The organism is Flavobacterium sp., from assembly GCF_032153895.1.
Lineage (GTDB): Bacteria > Bacteroidota > Bacteroidia > Flavobacteriales > Flavobacteriaceae > Flavobacterium.
Genome location: NZ_JALDYN010000033.1, coordinates 1 through 21,344, shown reverse-complemented (window position 1 = coordinate 21,344; position 21,344 = coordinate 1). Strand labels below are relative to the sequence as shown.

The following is a 21,344-nucleotide window of genomic DNA, read 5'->3' as shown; positions in this document are numbered from 1 at the left end:
GCAAACAACAAAGCCGCAGAAAGAATAACTTTTTTCATAAAATAAAATGCTTAATTAGTGTACACGAATTTAACAAAAAATATCGCTTCAAATGTTAAGGGAATTGTAAAAACGAGTTACTTTTACTTTCATTCTAACGATTTAAACATTTAATGAATGACAATTTTCTGGTTTCGGAGAGATTTACGACTGGACGACAATACCGCTTTATTTCATGCTTTAAACGGTAATGATGAAGTACTTCCTATCTTCATTTTTGATGAAACCATTCTTTCCCAACTTGAAAAAGAGGATTCTAGGGTTACCTTCATCCAAGAACAACTTGAAAAAATTCATTCTGATTTATCTAAAATCGGAAAGGCTTTAGCTGTATTTCACGGCACTCCGGAAACCGTATTTCAAACCTTAATTACTGAAAATAAAATATCCACAGTATACACTAATCAAGATTACGAACCGGCTGCGAGAAAACGTGACAAAGCAATTTTTCAGCTTTTGAAAAACAACAACATTGAATTCAAAACCTGTAAAGATCAAGTCATTTTTGAGAAAAGTGAAGTAGTAAAAGATGACGGAAATCCATATGTGGTTTTTACGCCTTACTCTAAAAAATGGAAGGAAAAATTAAATCAGACGAATTTGATTGCTTACCCATCCGAGAACTTACTCGGCAACATTACGTCTCACTCTTATCCTTTTTTAAGTTTAACCGATATTGGATTTGAAAAATCATCCATTAAACCCAAACCTTTTGACATTTCAGAAAAACTCATCAATCAATACGAAACAACTCGGAATTTCCCAGCTGTAGAAGGCACTTCAATGTTAGGCGTTTACTTGCGATTCGGAACGGTTTCTATTCGAAAAATGGTGAAACACGCAAAATCTGCAAACAATGAAACTTTTCTGAACGAGTTAATTTGGCGTGAGTTTTTTATGCAGATATTATGGCATTTTCCACATACAGCAAACCGTAGTTTTAAGGAAAAATACGATGCTGTGCAATGGAGCAACAATGAAGATTTATTTGAAAAATGGTGTGAAGGAAAAACCGGTTATCCTTTTGTAGACGCCGGCATGCGGGAACTCAATGCGACCGGACACATGCACAACCGTGTTCGGATGATAGTCGCCAGTTTTCTTTGCAAACATCTTTTGATTGATTGGCGTTGGGGCGAAACCTATTTTGCTCAGAAATTATTAGATTATGAACAAGCGAGCAATGTGGGTAACTGGCAATGGGCTGCCGGAAGCGGTGTAGATGCAGCGCCTTATTTCAGAATTTTCAATCCGGTGGAACAACTTAAAAAATTTGACAAAGACTTGGTGTACGTAAAAAAATGGATTCCGGAATTAAACACTGCTGCTTATCCGGACCAGATTGTAAATCATCAGGAAGCCAGAGAAAAATGCTTAAAAACATACAAAAATGCGCTAAACGACTAATTGGAAGCGTAAACTCCAATGGCAAAAATGATGATAACCGTGCTCATTACTGTAATTAAAACTGACACTAAAACAGTTTTTAAGAACAATAGAATTTTATTCTGATAATATTCTGAAAAGAACTGGTAGTAAAATACAATCATGTAAATTAAAACCAAGACTTGCAGAAAAGCATACGAAACACTGATTAAATCAATGTTTTTCATAAAAACACAAGCAATGTAAAAAACAATGGTAAACAGATATTCGGCAGCGGTTCGGTAGCAGTTGAGTACCATGTTTTCGGCAAAATTCAATTTACTTTTTCGGAAGAACAAAAAACTGAAAATCGAGTAAATCGGGATGGAAACCAACAAAAAACCTCTCGGATATTTACTTTGAAAAGCTTGTATTTCAGAAAAAACGCCTTGACCATTCTTTTGATAAATCTCCGCAATATTAATTTCAGCGAGCTTACTCACTAGAAACGAAATCGTTATCAATATAACCAACAACGTAAAATAACTGAAATGACTGGCTCTTTTACCTTGAACATATTCCCGAATACTGTGTCCAGGCCGAGTTACTAATTCTTTTAGGGTGAAGAAGAAACCTTTATCCAGATGAAAAATTCCATGCATGAAATCGGTGATTACAACTTCTTTAAAGGAAAAACGGTGGGTAGACGCTTTCTGCCCACAAACTCCACAATAAGCCGTTGTTAATTCTGAATCACAATTAAGACATTGTTGTTTTTCAGCCATAAGCCTTAGTTTTTCACTAAGTTAGGCTTTTTTCTTAAGGTTTGAAACGGTTACAAAATCAATTTCACTGAAATCATAGATAATGTGGTTTGCCAAAGTCAAATCCTGATGTTTTGAATTTTCGCTATGATAGCCGACACAAAAAATTCCGGCGGAGTGTGATGCTTTTACACCATTGGTGCTGTCTTCAATAACAATACAATGTTCTTTTGGCGCTACCGATAACGAAGCCGCATGCAGAAAAATAGCCGGATCGGGTTTGGATTTTGGAAAATCTTCCCCACTAACCGTATGCGTAAAATATTGGTACAAATCAAAACGTGTAAACACGCGATTAATCGTGCTTTTAGAAGCCGACGAAGCTAAAATTAATTGCATTCCGTTTGCGTGTAACTCTTTGATTAAAGTTTCCACGCCTGAAATTAATTCCAAATCGGGTTTGGTGTCGAAAGCTTCATTGAACAAAAGACGTTTGCGAAGAATCAATTCCTCGACATCGTGCTCTAAATTGAAGGTTTCTTTAATGCGTTGGAACACATTTCGGGTGGAATTTCCGGTAAAAGAAGCATACAATTCCTCAGAAACTTCGATACCTAATTCGTTGAAATGTTGGTAGTAAGCGTATTTATGAACAGGTTCGGTATCGACGATTACGCCGTCCATATCAAAAATTACAGTTTTAATCATTATTGTGTTGTTGTAAAGCAGCAAAGGTACAAAGTTGCGGAGTTTTTTGCTTACAAAAATTAAAATGGTTTCACTCCTAGCCCTGATTGCAGCAAGCTACCGTGTAGCGCGGAAAGCAGGAATTACGATTACTGACACAAAACAACCATTCGCTCCTTCCTCATAACTTATAACTCAAATTAAACCTTTTCCCGTATCTTTAGTCTTATCAACAAATCGAATTCACTTGCAGGACGAAAAAGCTTTTATCGCCGCGTTGCTTGACCCGAAAACCCAAAATGAGGCGTTTCGGAAATTGGTGCGCGAGTATCAGCGACCGTTGTACAATCATATTCGAAACATTGCTTTGAATCACGATGATTCGGATGACATTCTTCAGAATACGTTTGTGAAAGTCTTTCAGAACCTGAAAAATTTTAAAGGTGACAGCAAATTGTTCTCGTGGATTTATCGCATTGCGACTAACGAAGCGATAACGTTCATCAACCAACGTGCGAAGAAACAAGGCATTTCGAGCGAAGAAGTTCAGGAAAAAGCCATAAACAGTTTACAAGCCGATGTTGATTATGACGGGGATGAAATTCAGCTGAAATTACAGAATGCTGTGGCGACATTACCAGAGAAGCAACAATTGGTTTTTAAAATGAAGTATTTTGAAGAAATGAAGTACGAAGACATGTCTGAAATTCTGGAAACTTCGGTTGGTGCTTTGAAGGCTTCTTACTTTCATGCCGTGAAAAAGATTGAAGATTATTTGAATACGAATTAAACCTTTTGACGATAAATTTGTCTTAATGATATGAAACAGTTTGATTTACATAACGACCCGAAAATCGAATCCGGTTTTAAAATTCCCGAGAATTATTTCGAGAGTTTTGAGGAACGATTGATGCAGCAACTTCCTGAGAAAGATGTTCGTGTAGTTTCGCTATGGAAAAGAAAAACCACTTGGATTAGCGCGATTGCCGCTGTAGTTACAGTGAGTTTAGGCGTTTGGTTATACACTAATTCGCAAACCACGGAACTGCAAACGACCACAGAAACGTATTTGGCGTATCAAAGTGACATTACAACCGAAGATATCGCAGCGCAATTAACCGATGCCGATATTACCGCTTTTGAAAATGAATTAGGGCTTTACGGTGCCGAATCGGAAGCTTACGTTAACGAATATATCGATTAGTTATGAAGAAAATTGTAACACTACTTGTACTTGTTTTTTCAATTGCTCTTTTTGCCCAAGACAAGAAGCAGGAACGCTTTGAACGCATTAAGGCTTTAAAGGTTGCGTTTCTGTCTGACCGTTTGGATTTAAAACCGGAAGAAGCGGAAAAATTCTGGCCAATTTACAATCAGTTTGAAGAACGTCAGCTGGAATTTCATAAGCAAAAAAGACAGTTGATGCACAAGCTTCGCCCGGAAAACACTACAGGTTTGAGCGATAAAGAAACGGCAACTTTAATGGAACAGGACGATCAGTTGGAAACCGAAATGCAGAACAACAAACGCAAATTGGTAAAAGATTTACAAGGCGTTATTCCGAACCAAAAAATACTGATGCTGAAACAGTTGGAAATCGAGTTCAAGGAAAAACTCTTGCGTCAGATGCGCCACAAAAAAGACAAAAAATAATACTTAAGGAGCAATTTGCTCCTTTTTTATTGCAATCGAAATCGTAAAATTTTCTTATTTCCGGCGGCAATAAACATTTTAGAATCAATAAAACGAAGTGTGAATAAATCTTTGTAATCGGCTATTTTATTCCAAGTTTTACCTTTATCGTAAGAATAGAAAACTCCTGAAGCACCAACAGTTACCAGCTCATTGCCATTACTTCCAGGAACAAACTGAACGCATGAACCGTAACCATAACCATTGTTTTCACCGACTAAACTCCAGGTTTTTCCACCATCTGAAGTGATGATTTTGTTTCCGAAGTTTTGTTGCGGTTTTTCATAATCACCGCCAGTGGCAAAACCTATGGTTTCATCGTAAAAATCTGCAGAGAAAATTCCGGTCATACTGCTTCCCTGAAGGATTGGCGTTTCAGTAACTTGCCACGTTTTTCCTTTATCTTCTGAATAAAATACTCGCGACTTTTTTCCTCCAGAAACAATCCAAGTTCTCTCCCCTTTTATATTGATATTGGTATTGCTTGCAGCGAAAAAAGCTTCGCCTTCAGCTAATTTGGGTAATGCTTCACAAGGTATTTTTTTCCAGGTTTGACCGCCATCTCGGGTAATGAGTAAAGAAAAGCAATCTTCGGTTGGGTCGCCAATAGCTATCCCTTCGTTTTCATTCCAAAAATTAATTGCATCATAAAATACTTTTTCACCTTTTTCTTCGTAAACCAATGCTACAGCAGATTCGCCTTTTGAAATTCGGTACAAAAGCCCAGGATTTCCGATGGCTAAAACGAAAATATTGTCTTCGGTCTGTGCCATACTACGAAACTCCAGCTTCAAAGTATCTTTCTGAATATGACCGACGAAGCGCTTTCCGTCTTTCAAGTCAATATTGCCGTAATTTCCGTTGTTGGCGGCATACCAAACCTTATTGTTATCGATAACTAAAGTGCGGATGCTCAACTTTTCAGCCAAAAGCGTATCGACTGCTACTGTTGTGAAACTTGGTTCAAAAGCAGGTGGTTTTACTTCTTCCGTTTTAGGAGCTTCTGTTTTATTAAAAATGGATTTAACATTACAGGAACTGCAAAAAACTATCGTGATAAGGGCTAAAAAACTTCTCATTTCAACGCTTTTAGAGAAGCTAATTTACAAAATTGCGTTAGATTTTCTTGTCTTTTCCGTCGAGCATATAAATCCAAATCATTCGGGAAAGTCTGAAATTAAAGGTACTCAATACAATAGCCAGAATACCAATTAAAACAACTATGGTTACATAACTGTCAATAAACTGATTGGCAATCAGGAAGAAAACAATCATTTCTGCAACAGTAACGGCATAACTCACAAACATCGAACCGAAAAAATAGCCCGGCTCTTTTTCAAATTTGTGATGGCAATGTGAACAGTCGTGATTCATTTTAGGAAGGCGCAATAAAAAGATATTTCCTTTGTCTGCAAACACTTTCCCAATTCCACATTTAGGACATTTTTCTCCGAGAATATTTACTAAAACTGACATAACTTATTTTTTATACAAATTTCGGTAGTTTTACCATCGACAACAAAACAAAATTACGCAAATATTTGTACTTTTAGGACATAATTCTATTGAGCGTATTATGAAAAATTTTGCAGTTTTAGATATTCAACAATTTGAATCGATTAAAAAAAGAAAAGAATTTTACACCAATACGATAGAAAATCACATTGTTACAGCTCATAAAAACATCCATAAACCCCATAAACACAATTTCTACCTAACTGTACTTTTCACTCATGGTAACGGTTTTCATGAAATTGATTTTATCCGATATGATGTAAAACCGGGAACTTTATTTTTTTTAAATCCAGGGCAAATGCACCATTGGGAATTATCCGATGATATTCAGGGATTTATCTTTTTTCATACGCAATCGTTTTATGATTTGCATTTTGCTTCAAATCGGGTAAATAATTTTCCGTTTTTTTATAGTGTTCAGAATTCGCCGATGCTCTCGGTTGATACGATTCAAACCAAACTTTTTTCAGATTTATTCAACCAAATTTATACCGAAAATCAATTTGAATTCATTTTGAAAACTTCTAAAATTCTTTCACTTATCGATTTGATTTATATTGAGAGTACACGATTATACATTGAAAATCAAACTACTGAAATCATTCCACAAAATAACTATTCTGTAACTTTTCGTAAATTTGAAGAACTCATCGAAACCCATTTCAAAACCGAAAAATCGCCATCACAATATGCCAATTGGTTAAACATTTCTGCCAAACATTTGAATCGGATTACTCAAAATAGAGTTGGCAAAACTTCAACAGACATGATTTTAGAACGCGTTTTTTTGGAAGCTAAAAGAGAATTAATCAGTAAACAATTCAGTTTCAGCGAAATTGCTGAAGATTTAGGCTATGACGACTACGCTTATTTTTCTAGAATTTTCAAGAAAAAATGCGGTGCAACACCATCGGAATTTATAAAACGCTACAACTAAACCATTGCAAATAATTTACTATCTTTGCAGGCTTATTTTTTCAAACAATGAGATTACACCGCAATTTAGTTTTCACCGTAATTGATTCGCTTATGGCGATTTTCAATGAAGGTCAGTATGCCGACAAAGTAGTAGCCATCGCACTTAAAAAAGACAAACGCTGGGGAAGCCACGACCGTAAATTCGTTGCTGAAACCATCTACGAAATTGTGCGTTGGAAACGTTTGTATGCTGAAATTGCCGAAGTTAGAGAACCTTACGACCGCGATAACATCTGGAGAATGTTTGCCGTTTGGGCCGTTTTACGCGGATACACTTTACCGGATTGGAAGTATTTCGAAAGCACACCGGTTCGCCGTATCAAAGGGAAATTTGACGAGTTATCAAAAAACCGAAAACTAAGAGAATCGATTCCAGACTGGATGGACGAATTGGGTGTAAAAGAATTAGGCGAAGAGCTTTGGACGAAAGAAATTGCTGCTCAAAACCAACAAGCCAAAGTAATTTTACGTGTAAACCGATTGAAAACCACCAAAGAAAAGCTTCGCGCCATTTTGATGGATTTGAATATTGAAACGGAATTCGATAAAAAATACGAAGATGCTTTAATCTTAAAAGAAAGAGCCAATGTTTTTTTAACGCAGGCTTTTAAAGACGGATTGTTCGAAGTACAGGATGCTTCTTCGCAATTAGTCGCTCCTTTCCTAGATGTAAAACCAGGAATGCGTGTAGTTGATACGTGTGCTGGTGCGGGCGGAAAAACGTTGCACATGGCTTCCTTAATGGACAACAAAGGCCAATTAATCGCAATGGATTTGTACGAAAGTAAACTGAATCAATTGAAATTACGCGCCAGAAGAAATGGCGTACACAATATTGAACCGCGTGTTATCGAAGGAACAAAAACCATCAAAAAACTTTACGAAAAAGCTGACCGTGTATTAATTGACGCACCTTGTAGCGGATTAGGTGTTTTAAAACGAAACCCGGACAGCAAGTGGAAATTACAGCCGGAATTCATTGAGAACATTAAGAAAGTTCAGGCGGAAGTTTTGGAAAATTACTCTAAAATTGTAAAACCGGGCGGCAAAATGGTTTATGCGACTTGCTCCGTGTTACCCTCTGAAAATCAGGAACAAATTAAGAAATTCTTAAACACTGAAAACGGAAAAAACTTTACCTTTGTTAAGGATATCAAGGTTTTAGCCTCAGAATCCGGATTTGACGGATTTTACATGGCTTTATTAGAACGTAAAATGTAACCCCAAAATAGATTATGAAAAAACTTTACACAATATTTGCAATATTGAGCGTTGTTGTCGGCTTTGCTCAGCCTTCTGGTTATTACAACACTGCTACCGGAACAGGATATGTATTGAAAACGAATTTGAAAAAGATTATTGATAATCAAAGTGATGCAATTCCTTCCGAACATATCGCAACTGATCCTGGTTATGCAGGATTATACGTAACTTATACTACTTCTGATATTGATTTGTATTACGAAAATAACGGAACCATGTTGGATATGTATACTGAAAACCCAACCGGACCTGATAACTGTGAATTCACTTACGGTATTAATCAAGATAATGGTACAGGAGGAACAGCAGAATGTCAAAAATATAACCGAGAGCACATTATTCCTCAGTCAGTTTTTAGTTCTGACCAGCCAATGTATTCCGATGCTCACTTTGTAGTTCCATCGGATAAATATGTAAACGCACAACGTGGTGATTTTCCTTTTGGAAGAACGAGTTCTCCAACAAACACCTACACCAATGGATCGAAAAGAGGTCCAAATTTAAATTCAGGGTATTCAGCAGGTTACACCGGAACCATCTTTGAACCTATCAATGAATTCAAAGGCGATATCGCTCGTATGATTTTATATTTTGCTACAAGATATGAAGACAATGTTGCTAGTTGGCCTTACGAAATGTTTAACGGAACCAGTAATCAGGTTCTAACCGATACCCATCTTGAAATTTTAAAACAATGGCATTATTTAGACCCTGTAAGTCAAAGAGAAATTGACCGAAACAATGCCATTTATGCGCGTCAAAACAACCGAAACCCTTATATTGATCATCCGGAATGGGTTGAAGTTATTTGGGGACCAAGATTAAGTACTGATTCTTTTGAAACAACGGCTAACATCTCAATCTACCCTAACCCAACCAAAAACAACAGAATCAACATCAATTCTGAAGTGGAATTAAGCGAGATTGAATTGATCAACATCAACGGACAAGTTGTTCAGAAAATCAACAAGCCAAACAATATTTCAAATGTGTACACTTTAGAAAACTTACCACAAGGTTTCTATTTTGTAAAACTGACTTCGTTTGACAATCAGACTGCAACTAAGAAAATTTTAGTGAACTAATTCCCTGAAATTTGAACACAAAAAAAAATCCACCAAATTGGTGGATTTTTTATTTTTATGAATAAGTCTTAATCATTCATCGAGATTAAGAACTCTTCGTTGTTTCTTGTCTTTTTGAATCGGTCGTTGATGAATTCCATTGCCTCAACCGGGTTCATATCGGCTAGATATTTACGCATAATCCACATACGCTGAATCGTTCCTTCATCCAACAACAAATCGTCGCGACGTGTACTGGAAGATGTCAAATCGATAGCCGGGAAAATACGACGGTTGGCAATTTTTCTATCCAACTGTAATTCCATATTACCTGTTCCTTTAAACTCTTCAAAGATAACTTCGTCCATTTTAGAACCAGTTTCAGTTAATGCTGTAGCGATGATACTCAAAGAACCTCCATTTTCAATGTTACGCGCTGCTCCGAAGAAACGTTTTGGTTTTTGTAACGCATTGGCGTCCACACCTCCACTCAACACTTTACCTGATGCAGGTTGTACGGTATTGTAAGCTCTTGCTAAACGTGTAATGGAATCCAATAAAATCACTACATCGTGACCACACTCTACCAAACGTTTTGCTTTTTCTAAAACTATATTGGCCACTTTTACGTGACGTTCTGCTGGCTCATCGAATGTGGAAGCAATTACTTCACCACGGACACTGCGTTGCATATCGGTTACCTCTTCCGGACGTTCGTCAATCAATAAAACGATTAGATAAACTTCAGGATGATTGGCTGCAATTGTATTGGCAATATCTTTCAGTAACATCGTTTTACCGGTTTTCGGCTGGGCAACAATCATACCACGCTGTCCTTTTCCGATTGGCGAAAATAAATCGATGATTCTGGTAGAAATTGTACTTTGACGTTCCGCTAATTTGAATTTTTCTTCCGGGAAAAGCGGTGTTAAATGTTCGAACGAAATTCTGTCACGAACTACTTGAGGATCATGTCCGTTGATTTTCAACACTTTTACAAGTGGAAAATACTTCTCTCCTTCTTTGGGTGGACGTACCACTCCTTTTACCGTATCACCCGTTTTCAATCCGAATAAACGAATTTGAGATTGTGATAAGTAAATATCATCTGGTGACGCTAAATAGTTATAATCTGAAGAACGTAAAAATCCGTATCCGTCCGGCATCATTTCCAAAACACCTTCACTTTCAATGATTCCGTCGAATTCGTAATCCGGTTCGCGGAAATTTTGTTTTTTATTTTTCTGATGTTGGTTTGGATTCTGATTTGAATTCTGTTGATTCTGGTTCTGTTGGTTTTGAACCGGTGCCTGAGTTTCGGCTTTTTCAACCACAGTTTCTTCTGCAGTTTCGTTATTTTGCTGACGAGGCTGAAAGTTTGGATTGTTTTCTTTGTTGAAACGCTGTTTTTGCTGAAAATCTTTCTTTTTGTTGAAAGGCTCACGTTTCTGCTCTCTCACTTCTGCATCAGGCTTAATTTCTGACTTAACTTCAGCAACGGTTTCCTTTGAAGTTTCTGATACTGGCTCTTCGTTTTTAGTAATTCGAGCACGTTTTGGTTTATCAGATTTAGCTTCCTGATCTGGCTTTGAAGTTTCAATAACATTAGGGTTCGCAGCCTGAAGATCTAAAATCTGATAAATAAGTTCTTCCTTCTTAAGATTGCGATATTTGTTAATTTTAGCCACCTTGGCAATTTCCTGAAGCTCTGGAAGCTTCATTTCTTTTAACACATCAATATCAAACATGTATGTTCTGTGAATTTAATTAGTCGTAAATGGTAGAAATAAAAAAGTAGTGATTTTTTTCATTGAAACAATCGTAAAATGAAGTACTTACGATTTTGTACTGCAATAATACGAATTTAATTTAAAAAACAATAGGTTTTATACGAAAAAGAATCCTATTTTTGCGGGACAACAAAGCGAAACAATGATTCAAAGAATTCAAAGTATTTACCTTTTTCTGGTTTTCATCTGCAACGGTGTTTTACCGTTTGTATTTCCTCTTTGGAAAGATGTTCAGGGAAAAGAATTCTTTTTCATGAAGGATATGGCTTTTTCAGTTTTATTCGGATTGAGCATGACTTTAGCATTGGTTAGCCTTCTTGGGTATAAAAAAAGACAAAATCAGTTTGTAATGAACAGACTGAACATGATATTAAACGTTATATTACTAGGATTATTTGTGTATCGCACGCTAACTTTATCCGGAGAAGCGCAAGTTTCTGAGAAGGGTATTGGGATGTTTCTTCCTATTGTTTCTATCGTTTTGTTGGTTTTGGCCAACAGAGCCATCAAGAAGGACGAAGATCTTGTAAAATCTGTGGATCGATTACGATAAACCTATCATCTTAGTTTATTAGTGCGCGAAGAAAATCCGAATCATCATTGGTTCGGATTTTTTTATTTCATATCACTAAATTTAGTGAGGCAAAATCACTAATTATGGTGAAGTTTATCACCAATTTTTGTTATATATTTGATTTAAACAGATTGCCCAAATGACGGAAAAAATACGCATCTATTTAGCGGACGACCACCAAGTACTTATTGACGGACTAATCGCCGTCTTAAAAACCAATAAATCATTTGAAGTGGTTGGTTTCTCATTATCCGGGGAAAATCTGTATGATAAAATCGTGTCTAAAAAAGCTGATATACTTATCATGGACATTAACATGCCTGAGAAAGACGGTATTGAAACACTAAAAGAATTCAATGAAAAAGGATTTCCGTGTTCAGTAATAGTTTTTTCGAGTTATGACGACATCAAGTTTATCAAAGAAGTACTTCACTTGGGTGCCAAAGGTTATTTAACCAAACAATCCGCTGGCGAACATCTTATGGAGGCTATTACAACTGTTTATAATGGTGAAGAATTTTATTCTAAAACTGTTCGCGAAAAAATTTTCCAGTCGTTTGCAGGTCGTGAAACCGATAACAATCATATTAATGAAGAAGAGGTTTTACAATCCATCACCGAACGCGAAATGGAAATCTTAAAACTCATTTCACTGGAATACAGCGGAAAAGAAATTAGTGATGCTTTATACATTAGTACCAATACCGTGGAAACCCACCGCAAAAACCTGATTAAAAAATTAAACGTAAAAACCACAATCGGTTTGGTCAAATTTGCTTACAAACACAATCTTTTAAAAAATTAAATTACAAACCTAAAAAACAAAAAATTTATGGCATTAATCAAAAATTATGGCTTCATTTCGGAGTTGGGAACAGAAGAATTTGAATTCAGTTTTAGCATCCCAAACAATTGTAATTTTACAACATCGTATGATGCATCAAAAGATATTCATACTGTTTCTGTGCAGTTAAATTCCGGTCAATCACAACCTTCAGGTACTTATGTAGACCAAAACTGTACATTTAACAGTGCTGCGGGCTTATTGAATGTATATTTTCAAGAAACCTACAACAGTGTTACTACAAGAAGACCAAAAGTTACAATAAATGAAAATGACTGCTAAAAAAATACATTGGTGAGATTTACTTGGCTTTTATTTTCCTTTGTTTCCTTCACTGCTTTTTCTCAGCAAAAAGCAGTGAAGGATTCATTTACTATTTATAAGGATAATCATCAATATGTAAAAGCTCTGAACTACTCAAGCGAAAGAGCAAAATTCTACTTAGACAACAAAAATTATAATCAGTATATTCAACAGACTAACAAAACTTATAATTTACTGACAAATGATTTAAAAGATAACAAGCGTGCATACAAATCTACTTTAGACGCCATAAATAAAACAAGAAATAAAGCCGTTGATTATGAAAGGGTAAAACTCTTAAACAATCTTAGTTTTTCCTATTTAAAATTAAAAAAACATTCGAAAGCAATAGAGAATTCCAAAAGAACATTAACTCTTGCAAGAAAAGCAAAAAATGACACTGTAATTGCAAAATCAAACGAATTACTTCTGGTAACTTATTTAGAAACCGGAAAAAATGACAGTGCATTTAAATACCTTGAACCTAGTTTAAAAAGTGCTCATAAAATAAAATATGATCATTTATTAGCAAAAGTTTATAATGACCATTTTTATTTTTATTCCAATATTGATGAGCATGACATTGCTAAAAAATATTTAGATTCCTCTTTAATTTATGCCTTAAAATCGAAAGAGAAAAACGCAATTGAAACTGCAGAGTCAAATCTCATAGTAAGTTATATTTATAATGAAGAATATAATGTGGCAGAAAAAAAACTTTTAGAAATCCTAAACAGCAAAAATGTTGACACCTTATCAAATTATTATGGATCTGCCACGTTGAACATTTCTTTTGTTTATGAAAAACTAGGTGATCTCAAAAAAGCTTATTATTACCAAACCAGATATGTTGATTACTTGAGTTATGTTGTTGATTATAAAAACGATTCCGAACTCGAAAAAATAAAAACCCAATACGAATTAGACAAAGCCGAAAACGAGTACAAAGAAAAAGAGCTTATTCTAAAACAGAAACAGCTCAAAAACGAGAAGATTCTTTATTTGTTATTCGCCATTTTATGTTTTCTGGCGGTATTGTTTTATTTCTTTTACCAGAATTTAAAACTGCGTCAAAAAAGTAAACTGAAAGACGTTTACCAAAAAACTCAGCAAAATATCATTAATGCAACCATTGACGGTCAGGAAGACGAACGTAAAAGACTTTCCAGCGTTTTACACGACAATATCAGTGCTTTGCTATCTTCGGCAGGATTACATCTTTCCGCTATTGAAGCCAATCATCCAGAAATCAAAGAAGATTTGATTAAAACAAAAGCCATTTTAAAAGAAGCCCACGATAAAGTTCGGGATTTGTCACACGATTTGGTACCACCTGTTCTTGAAAAATTAGGTTTAATCAGTGCTTTACAGGATTTGTGTGAGAAAAATTCCAATTCGCTAATCGATTTTGAATTCAATACGTTTATAACAAAAGAACATCGTTTCAATCACGACTTTGAAACCAAAATCTATTTTATTGTAAACGAATTGTTTAACAACATCATCAAGCACAGTAAGGCAACAAAATCATCGCTAACATTAGATAAAACCGAAAACCAACTTACTATCAATATTGAAGATAACGGCCATGGTTTTAAAAAGAAAGATGATAAAAAAGAAGGCTTAGGATTATCGCAAATAAAAGCGCGCATCAAAAATATGAACGGTTCCATCAGTATCAATTCCAAAGAAAATACAGGAACTTTAATTTACTTAAAAGTGGATATTCCTGAAAAAAAATCAAACGCGGGTTCCCAATTCCACAACATTTAAATTTTGAATTTTATCGCCGTCGATTTCAAACTGCAACATTGTTCGCACCTGATGAAAACCGTGTTTACCAGCCGCACCGGGATTCATATGTAGTAAATTCAACTCTTTATCAAATTGCACTTTCAAAATATGTGAGTGTCCACAAATGAATAATTTCGGCGGATTACTTTTAATTTCACTTCGAATCTCCTGATTGTATTTTCCGGGATAACCGCCAATATGTGTAATCCAAACATCCACGCCTTCACACAGAAAACGATTGTGCAACGGAAACTCCAAACGTGCTTTTCCATCATCAATATTACCAAAAACAGCTCGTAAAGGTTTTAAATGTTTAATCGTATCGGTAACCGACAAATCTCCAATATCTCCGGCATGCCAAACTTCATCAGCTAATTTTACGTATTTTAAAATGGTGTCGTCTATATGACTGTGCGTATCGGAAAGTAAAAGGATTTTTTTCATTTAAGAGTGACTGAGTTTCTGTGTTGCTAAGTTACTAAGTTGCACTCTTAAATCACATATTAAATATTTAGAAAACTTTATGACTAAGGAACTCGGCGACTCAGTCACTTTTTCAATAAACTTTGTAACTTTGCTCTTCTGAACTTTTGAGCCTAAAAAACCTTGAGATATTTCATCGAATTCGCATACAACGGAAAAAATTACCACGGTTGGCAATACCAGCCACAATCCATATCGGTACAGGAAACCTTGAACAAAGCACTTTCTACACTTCTTAAAAAAGAGATTGATGTAGTGGGTGCTGGTCGTACCGATACCGGTGTACACGCGAAGCAGATGTATGCGCATTTTGATTTTGAGGAAAATTTAGATTCGGAATTCTGGACCAAAAAACTCAATTCATTTTTACCGAAAGATATCGTTGTGTTTGGATTGATTTCGTTACACGAAGACGCTCACGCCCGATTTGATGCCACCAGCCGAACTTACGAATATCACATTCACACTTTCAAAGACGCTTTTGAACACGAAGGAAGCTGGTATCATTTTCATCCGCTTGACGTTGCAAAAATGAACGAAGCTGCCAAAATTCTTTTTGAATACAAGGATTTCGAATGTTTTTCAAAAGTTCATACCGATGTAAGAACCTTCAATTGTGACATCAAAGAAGCTTTTTGGCAACAAGACGGAAACCGTTTGGTTTTTACCATTTCGGCGGATCGTTTTTTACGTAATATGGTTCGCGCTATCGTTGGAACGTTAATTGGTGTTGGTTTGGGTAAAATTTCCCTTGAAGATTTCCGAAAAATAATTGAAAGCAAAGACAGAGGAAAAGCAGGATTTTCAGTTCCGGCGCACGGTTTGTATTTAACCAAAGTAAATTATCCGTATCTTCACAAGCAATCATGAAAGCCCTACAATCCATATCATTAAAAAAAGTAATGCAATACGCCAAGCCTTATCAATCAAGGCTTTATATGGTTGTGGTTTTTGCGGTTACTTTATCAATATTTGCCGCACTTCGCCCCTATTTACTGAAACAAACCGTGGACACTTATTTAAAAGTTCACGACAAAGAAGGTTTGCTATTTTACATCGGTTTGATGGCTTTAGTGTTGGTACTCGAGGTTGCCTCACAGTTTTATTTTACTTATTGGGCAAGTTGGTTGGGACAAGATATTGTAAAGGATATTCGGGAAAAACTCTTCAGCCACATTACCCGTTTCCGAATGAAATATTTCGATCATGAACCGGTTGGAAAATTAGTAACCCGTTCGGTAACTGATATTGAATCGATTGCGAGTATTTTCAGCCAAGGTTTATTCATGATTGTCAGCGACTTGATGAAAATGGTAGTGGTTTTAGGAATTATGTTCTACATGAACTGGAAACTAAGCTGCATTGTCGTTTTAGGCATGCCGATTTTGGTTTACGCGACCCGAATCTTCCAGCAAAAAATGAAAATCGCTTTCGAAGAAGTGCGAACACAAGTAGCTAATTTAAATACTTTTGTTCAGGAGCGCGTTACAGGAATGAAAATCGTTCAGTTGTTCAACCGAGAAGAAATTGAACTGGAAAAATTCAAGGAAATCAACCAGTTACACAACAAAGCGTGGTTAAAAAATATCCTGTACAACTCCATCTTCTTCCCTATTGCCGATATTTTATCTTCACTTACTTTAGGTTTGGTGGTTTGGTACGGTGGATGGAACATTATGAACGGTGACAACATGACAACGTTTGGAGATTTATTTGCTTATACGATGTTAATCGGTATGTTATTCAACCCGTTACGTCAGATTGCAGATAAATTCAACGTAATGCAAATGGGAATCATCGCTGCCGAACGTGTTTTTGAAGTTTTGGATAAAGAAGAATTGATGCAAGAATCCGGAAGCACTATTGCCGGCCATTTTAAAGGTGAAATTGATATCAAAAATGTTCGTTTCAGTTACATCAAAGACGAAGAAGTACTGAAAGGCATCAATCTGAAAGTAAACGCAGGCGAAACGATTGCGATTGTCGGTTCAACCGGTGCTGGAAAATCTACAATTATCAATCTTTTAAACCGATTCTACGAAATTGACAGTGGTGAAATTTTAATCGACAACACCAACATCAACGCTTTCGATTTGGACAGTTTGCGCAAACAAATTGCCATCGTTTTACAAGATGTTTTTCTTTTCGCCGATTCGATTTTCAACAATATCACGCTGAACAATCCTGAAATTACCCGAGAAGATGTAATTGTTGCGGCTAAAAAAATTGGTGCCCACGATTTCATTATGAGTTTACCTAACGGCTACGATTACAACGTGAAAGAACGTGGTGTCATGTTATCTTCCGGACAAAGACAACTGATTGCGTTTTTGCGCGCTTATGTGAGTAATCCGAGTATTCTGATTTTGGACGAAGCAACGTCTTCCATTGACACTTATTCCGAAGAATTAATTCAGAAAGCAACAGAAACCGTTACTCAAGGCCGAACTTCCATTGTAATTGCGCACCGTTTGGCAACCGTTATCAATGCCGATAAAATCATCGTGATGGACAAAGGCCAAATCGTGGAAGAAGGCAAACATTACGAATTAATCAGTAAGGCGGAAGGTTATTACAAAAATCTGTATGAATCACAATTTGCTGTGGAGAATAACTGATGGTATTGCCCTTAGGCTTGAAGAACTATCTAATTGTAAAAACTTAGCAAATCGTAGTAAGCAAGAGTTAAGAAAAGCGTATCAATTAACCCGTGTACTATAATGTTAATCCAGATGTTTTGATACTTCAGGTAAATCCATCCAAAGGCCAAACCAAACAAAAAAGTAATTACCAAACCTACACCACCCTGATAAATATGCGGAAGGGAAAACAATACCGCACTCAAAATCACAATTAGAATTTTATGGTCGCCAATTATTTTTCTAAATTGAGAAAACGCAAACGCTCTAAATAAAAGTTCTTCTGCAAAAGCAGCAGAAAGCCACATAAAAGCTAAATACTTGAAATACATTGCCGAATTACCTTTCAAAACCTCAAAACTGGAATAATCGGCTGGCTCATTAAATAGCTTTGTTATCATCGGCTGGAAAATAAAATCCATTGATAGTTCCAAAACAGCAAACACGGCTATTATGATTCCGATAGTTTTTAGATTGATTTTCTTAAAATTTAGCGCCTTTAAATCCGCATCCTGTAAATAAGTAAACAGAAAAATAGCTGAAATTATTACCAGGAACGTATACGGAAATTTTGTCCATGGATTAAAAATAAAGGCAAACATGGATACAAACAACAATAAAGCGGCAAGTTTTGTATTAAGTAATTTTGAGACTGAATTCATAAATTGGTAACAGATTAAAAATTAAACATTTGAAACAAATCGGAACATAAAACCCAATCATTTCGTACAAATATATTTCAAATAAAATTATTTGATATATCAAGTAATTTTATTTTAACAAAACTATAAGAAACCCAATTTGAAAAACACTTTCATTGCCGCAAACAAATAAATCCGTATTTTCGCAATCACAAACTAACAAAGAAATAATTAAGAGATATGAAATACGATGTTATTGTTTTAGGAAGTGGTCCTGGTGGGTATGTAACCGCTATCAGAGCATCACAATTAGGCTTTAAAGTAGCCGTTATCGAGAAAGAAAACCTTGGAGGAATTTGCTTGAACTGGGGCTGTATCCCAACCAAAGCTTTATTGAAATCGGCTCAGGTTTTTGACTACCTAAAACATGCTTCAGACTATGGTTTAAAAGTTGAAGGTGCTGATAAAGATTTCGGAGCTGTAATTGCACGTTCTCGCGGTGTTGCCGAAGGAATGAGCAAAGGTGTTCAGTTCTTGATGAAGAAAAACAAAATTGACGTAATCGACGGTTTCGGAAAAGTAAAACCAGGTAAAAAAGTAGATGTGACTGCTGCTGACGGAAAAGTTACTGAATATTCAGCTGACCATATCATCATTGCTACAGGTGCTCGTTCAAGAGAATTACCAAACTTGCCGCAAGATGGTAAAAAAGTAATCGGATACCGCCAAGCAATGGTATTACCTGAGCAACCTAAGAAAATGATTGTTGTAGGTTCTGGAGCAATCGGTGTGGAATTTGCACATTTCTACAATGCGATGGGAACTGAAGTAACTATCGTGGAATTCATGCCTAACATCGTTCCGGTAGAAGACGAAGATATCTCAAAACAATTTGAGCGTTCGTTGAAAAAAGCAGGAATCAACATTATGACCAACGCTTCTGTTGAAAAAGTTGACACTTCTGGTAACGGAGTAAAAGCTACGGTAAAAACTGCTAAAGGAGAAGAAATCCTTGAGGCTGACATCGTGCTTTCTGCGGTTGGAATCAAAACCAACATCGAAAACATCGGTTTAGAAGAAACAGGCATCGCTACCGACAGAGATAAAATCTTAGTAAATTCATACTACCAAACTAACGTTCCGGGTTACTACGCAATTGGTGACGTAACGCCAGGACAAGCTTTAGCACACGTTGCTTCAGCGGAGGGAATTCTGTGTGTGGAGAAAATCGCTGGTTTACACGTTGAGCCTTTAGACTACGGAAACATTCCGGGTTGTACGTATGCAACTCCTGAAATTGCTTCGGTTGGTTTAACTGAAAAACAGGCAAAAGAAAAAGGATACGAATTGAAAATCGGTAAGTTCCCATTCTCAGCTTCTGGTAAAGCAAAAGCAGCTGGAACTCCTGATGGTTTCGTAAAAGTAATTTTCGACGCTAAATATGGCGAATGGTTAGGTTGCCACATGATTGGAGCCGGAGTAACCGATATGATTGCTGAAGCTGTTGTGGCTCGTAAATTAGAGACTACAGGTCACGAAATCTTAAAAGCAGTTCACCCTCACCCAACAATGAGTGAAGCTGTTATGGAAGCTGTAGCCGATGCTTACGGTGAAGTAATCCACTTATAAAAATTTAAAATTCAAAATATTGAGAATTCGTTTTGTGAAAGCAGAACGGATTTTTTTATTTCACTAATTACCAGTACTTTAAAATCATAAGTTCGTAAATTTGTATTCGAATACCACTTAATTGAAATCAATTGAAAACTAAATACAATGAAAACAATTAAGTTAACACCAAAAGCGCTTCTTATCGGATTATTTCTGATACCATGCGCACTTATGTACGGACAAGATCCTGTAAAAGTAGCTCCGAACGTGTATAAAAAAGTACTTCTTGAGAATGATGTTGTAAGAGTAATTGAGTTAGAAATTCCTGCAGGAGAAACAATTCCATGGCACCATCATCCCGATCACACCATTTATGCCTTAACAGATGCCAAAGTTGAAATAACCGATAAAGATAAAGATCCAGTTACTGTAGAAATAAAAGCTGGTGAATCATTATTTATTCCTAAAGTAACACATATGGCCAAAAATCTCGGGGCAAATTCTGCCAAAATGATTGTAACTGAAATCAAACCTAAAATGGTCAAAAAAATGAAGACAATGACCACTAAAACTAAAAAGTGATTTAACGATTTCAAAAAGTAAAAGTCCGTTTTGCACGAGTAAAGCGGATTTTTTTTATTCCGACAAACCAAATCTTTTAGTATTTTAGTGTTGTTTAAAACTAACTTATGAAAACAAGAAATATTGTTCTTTCCATATTAGTTTCGGTATCATTCACAGGAATTGCCCAAGAAACCAATCTGAAAAATATAAAAAAACTAACCTTCGGCGGCGACAATGCTGAAGCCTATTTCAGCCCAAACGGAAAATCGTTAACGCTTCAGGTAACCAACCATGATTTAGGTGCCGAATGCGATCAGATTTATTCATTGGATTTGACTCAACCCAACATAGACAGTAAAAGTTTAAAACTGGTTTCCACGGGAAAAGGCCGAACCACTTGCTCTTTTTTCATGCCCGACGGAAAACACATTTTATACGCTTCCACTCACGCGGCTAACCACGCCTGCCCTGCTCCGCCAAAACCAAAAGACGGAAAATACCTTTGGGCAATTTATCCGGAATTCGACATTTATATGGCCGATAAGCAAGGACAGATTGTAAAACAACTAACCAATTCACCAGGTTATGATGCTGAAGCTGTAGTTTCTCCCAACGGAAAGAAAATCGCTTTTACTAGCATCCGAAGCGGCGATTTGGAAATCTGGACGATGGATATCGACGGAAGCAATCTGAAGCAGATTACAAACGGTTTAGGTTACGACGGCGGTTGTTTC

At 36.3% G+C, this 21,344-nt stretch carries 23 protein-coding genes; 16 read left to right on the top strand and 7 right to left on the bottom strand.

Features of this window, described 5'->3' with window-relative positions:
* Positions 1-156: 156 nt before the first annotated feature.
* Entirely contained in the window at positions 157-1,446 is a 1,290-nt protein-coding gene (locus RUH60_RS10010; protein ID WP_313807913.1) for a deoxyribodipyrimidine photo-lyase, read from the top strand.
* Here RUH60_RS10010 and RUH60_RS10005 read toward each other — a convergent pair.
* A complete protein-coding gene (locus tag RUH60_RS10005; protein ID WP_313807911.1) occupies positions 1,443-2,189 on the bottom strand; it encodes a DUF3667 domain-containing protein in 747 nt (248 codons plus the stop codon). The genes RUH60_RS10010 and RUH60_RS10005 overlap by 4 nt on opposite strands.
* A gap of 21 nt (positions 2,190-2,210) precedes the next feature.
* Complete coding sequence (locus RUH60_RS10000; protein WP_313807909.1) at positions 2,211-2,876, bottom strand: HAD family hydrolase; 666 nt, start codon at positions 2,874-2,876, stop codon at positions 2,211-2,213.
* Positions 2,877-3,102: 226 nt separating this feature from the next.
* Between RUH60_RS10000 and RUH60_RS09995 the strand changes: the two genes are divergently transcribed.
* The 3 genes from RUH60_RS09995 to RUH60_RS09985 are packed head-to-tail and all read left to right on the top strand — an operon-like array spanning position 3,103 to position 4,508.
* Positions 3,103-3,645: a sigma-70 family RNA polymerase sigma factor gene (locus tag RUH60_RS09995; RefSeq protein ID WP_313807906.1), complete on the top strand. Its 543-nt coding sequence runs from the start codon at positions 3,103-3,105 to the stop codon at positions 3,643-3,645.
* Positions 3,646-3,675: 30 nt separating this feature from the next.
* On the top strand, positions 3,676-4,059 hold the full coding sequence (locus RUH60_RS09990; protein ID WP_313807904.1) for a hypothetical protein: 384 nt from the start codon (positions 3,676-3,678) through the stop codon (positions 4,057-4,059).
* A gap of 2 nt (positions 4,060-4,061) precedes the next feature.
* Complete coding sequence (locus tag RUH60_RS09985; protein ID WP_313807902.1) at positions 4,062-4,508, top strand: sensor of ECF-type sigma factor; 447 nt, start codon at positions 4,062-4,064, stop codon at positions 4,506-4,508.
* A gap of 26 nt (positions 4,509-4,534) precedes the next feature.
* Here RUH60_RS09985 and RUH60_RS09980 read toward each other — a convergent pair whose 3' ends face one another.
* Both RUH60_RS09980 and RUH60_RS09975 read right to left on the bottom strand, forming a co-directional pair.
* Positions 4,535-5,626, bottom strand: coding sequence for an oxidoreductase (locus RUH60_RS09980; protein WP_313807901.1), 1,092 nt, complete (start codon positions 5,624-5,626; stop codon positions 4,535-4,537).
* Between the two features lie 37 nt (positions 5,627-5,663).
* Complete coding sequence (locus tag RUH60_RS09975; RefSeq protein WP_313807898.1) at positions 5,664-6,023, bottom strand: DUF983 domain-containing protein; 360 nt, start codon at positions 6,021-6,023, stop codon at positions 5,664-5,666.
* Positions 6,024-6,123: 100 nt separating this feature from the next.
* Here RUH60_RS09975 and RUH60_RS09970 point away from each other — a divergent pair, with 100 nt between their 5' ends.
* Genes RUH60_RS09970 through RUH60_RS09960 form a run of 3 tightly spaced genes read left to right on the top strand, consistent with a single transcriptional unit; the run spans position 6,124 to position 9,388 of the window.
* Positions 6,124-6,999, top strand: coding sequence for a helix-turn-helix transcriptional regulator (locus tag RUH60_RS09970; protein WP_313807895.1), 876 nt, complete (start codon positions 6,124-6,126; stop codon positions 6,997-6,999).
* A gap of 47 nt (positions 7,000-7,046) precedes the next feature.
* Positions 7,047-8,261 carry an RsmB/NOP family class I SAM-dependent RNA methyltransferase gene (locus RUH60_RS09965; protein WP_313807893.1) on the top strand — a complete coding sequence of 405 codons (1,215 nt, stop codon included), beginning with the start codon at positions 7,047-7,049 and terminating at the stop codon, positions 8,259-8,261.
* A gap of 14 nt (positions 8,262-8,275) precedes the next feature.
* Entirely contained in the window at positions 8,276-9,388 is a 1,113-nt protein-coding gene (locus RUH60_RS09960) for an endonuclease (protein ID WP_313807891.1), read from the top strand.
* A gap of 68 nt (positions 9,389-9,456) precedes the next feature.
* On the opposite strand, the gene rho is transcribed toward RUH60_RS09960, so the two are convergent.
* Entirely contained in the window at positions 9,457-11,115 is a 1,659-nt protein-coding gene (rho, locus tag RUH60_RS09955; RefSeq protein WP_313807889.1) for a transcription termination factor Rho, read from the bottom strand.
* Positions 11,116-11,299: 184 nt separating this feature from the next.
* On the opposite strand from rho, the gene RUH60_RS09950 reads away from it, so the two are divergent.
* The 4 genes from RUH60_RS09950 to RUH60_RS09935 all read left to right on the top strand — a co-directional run bounded on the left by RUH60_RS09950 (position 11,300) and on the right by RUH60_RS09935 (position 14,651).
* Positions 11,300-11,710, top strand: a complete 411-nt coding sequence (locus RUH60_RS09950; RefSeq protein ID WP_313807887.1) for a DUF4293 domain-containing protein — start codon at positions 11,300-11,302, stop codon at positions 11,708-11,710.
* A gap of 160 nt (positions 11,711-11,870) precedes the next feature.
* On the top strand, positions 11,871-12,536 hold the full coding sequence (locus RUH60_RS09945; RefSeq protein ID WP_313807885.1) for a response regulator transcription factor: 666 nt from the start codon (positions 11,871-11,873) through the stop codon (positions 12,534-12,536).
* Between the two features lie 27 nt (positions 12,537-12,563).
* Entirely contained in the window at positions 12,564-12,857 is a 294-nt protein-coding gene (locus RUH60_RS09940; protein ID WP_313807883.1) for a hypothetical protein, read from the top strand.
* Between the two features lie 75 nt (positions 12,858-12,932).
* Positions 12,933-14,651 carry an ATP-binding protein gene (locus RUH60_RS09935; RefSeq protein ID WP_313807881.1) on the top strand — a complete coding sequence of 573 codons (1,719 nt, stop codon included), beginning with the start codon at positions 12,933-12,935 and terminating at the stop codon, positions 14,649-14,651.
* Here RUH60_RS09935 and RUH60_RS09930 read toward each other — a convergent pair.
* Positions 14,619-15,116, bottom strand: coding sequence for a metallophosphoesterase family protein (locus tag RUH60_RS09930; protein WP_313807879.1), 498 nt, complete (start codon positions 15,114-15,116; stop codon positions 14,619-14,621). The two genes, RUH60_RS09935 and RUH60_RS09930, sit on opposite strands and share 33 nt — an antisense overlap.
* A gap of 162 nt (positions 15,117-15,278) precedes the next feature.
* On the opposite strand from RUH60_RS09930, the gene truA reads away from it, so the two are divergent.
* Both truA and RUH60_RS09920 read left to right on the top strand, forming a co-directional pair.
* On the top strand, positions 15,279-16,025 hold the full coding sequence (gene truA / locus RUH60_RS09925) for a tRNA pseudouridine(38-40) synthase TruA (RefSeq protein WP_313807877.1): 747 nt from the start codon (positions 15,279-15,281) through the stop codon (positions 16,023-16,025).
* Positions 16,022-17,773 (top strand): ABC transporter ATP-binding protein, encoded by a 1,752-nt coding sequence (locus RUH60_RS09920; RefSeq protein ID WP_313807875.1) that lies wholly within the window; start codon positions 16,022-16,024, stop codon positions 17,771-17,773. The genes truA and RUH60_RS09920 overlap by 4 nt, the downstream gene beginning before the upstream one ends.
* A gap of 29 nt (positions 17,774-17,802) precedes the next feature.
* Here RUH60_RS09920 and RUH60_RS09915 read toward each other — a convergent pair whose 3' ends face one another.
* A complete protein-coding gene (locus RUH60_RS09915) occupies positions 17,803-18,456 on the bottom strand; it encodes a type II CAAX endopeptidase family protein (RefSeq protein WP_313807873.1) in 654 nt (217 codons plus the stop codon).
* A 219-nt stretch (positions 18,457-18,675) separates the two neighbouring features.
* Here RUH60_RS09915 and lpdA point away from each other — a divergent pair, with 219 nt between their 5' ends.
* The 3 genes from lpdA to RUH60_RS09900 form a co-directional block, all read left to right on the top strand.
* Positions 18,676-20,064, top strand: a complete 1,389-nt coding sequence (gene lpdA, locus RUH60_RS09910; RefSeq protein ID WP_313807871.1) for a dihydrolipoyl dehydrogenase — start codon at positions 18,676-18,678, stop codon at positions 20,062-20,064.
* Positions 20,065-20,211: 147 nt separating this feature from the next.
* The gene (locus RUH60_RS09905) at positions 20,212-20,628 is read left to right on the top strand and encodes a cupin domain-containing protein (protein ID WP_313807869.1); all 417 of its coding nucleotides are present in this window, start codon (positions 20,212-20,214) and stop codon (positions 20,626-20,628) included.
* Between the two features lie 107 nt (positions 20,629-20,735).
* A partial coding sequence (locus RUH60_RS09900; protein WP_409559659.1) for a TolB family protein occupies positions 20,736-21,344 on the top strand: 609 nt, incomplete at its 3' end.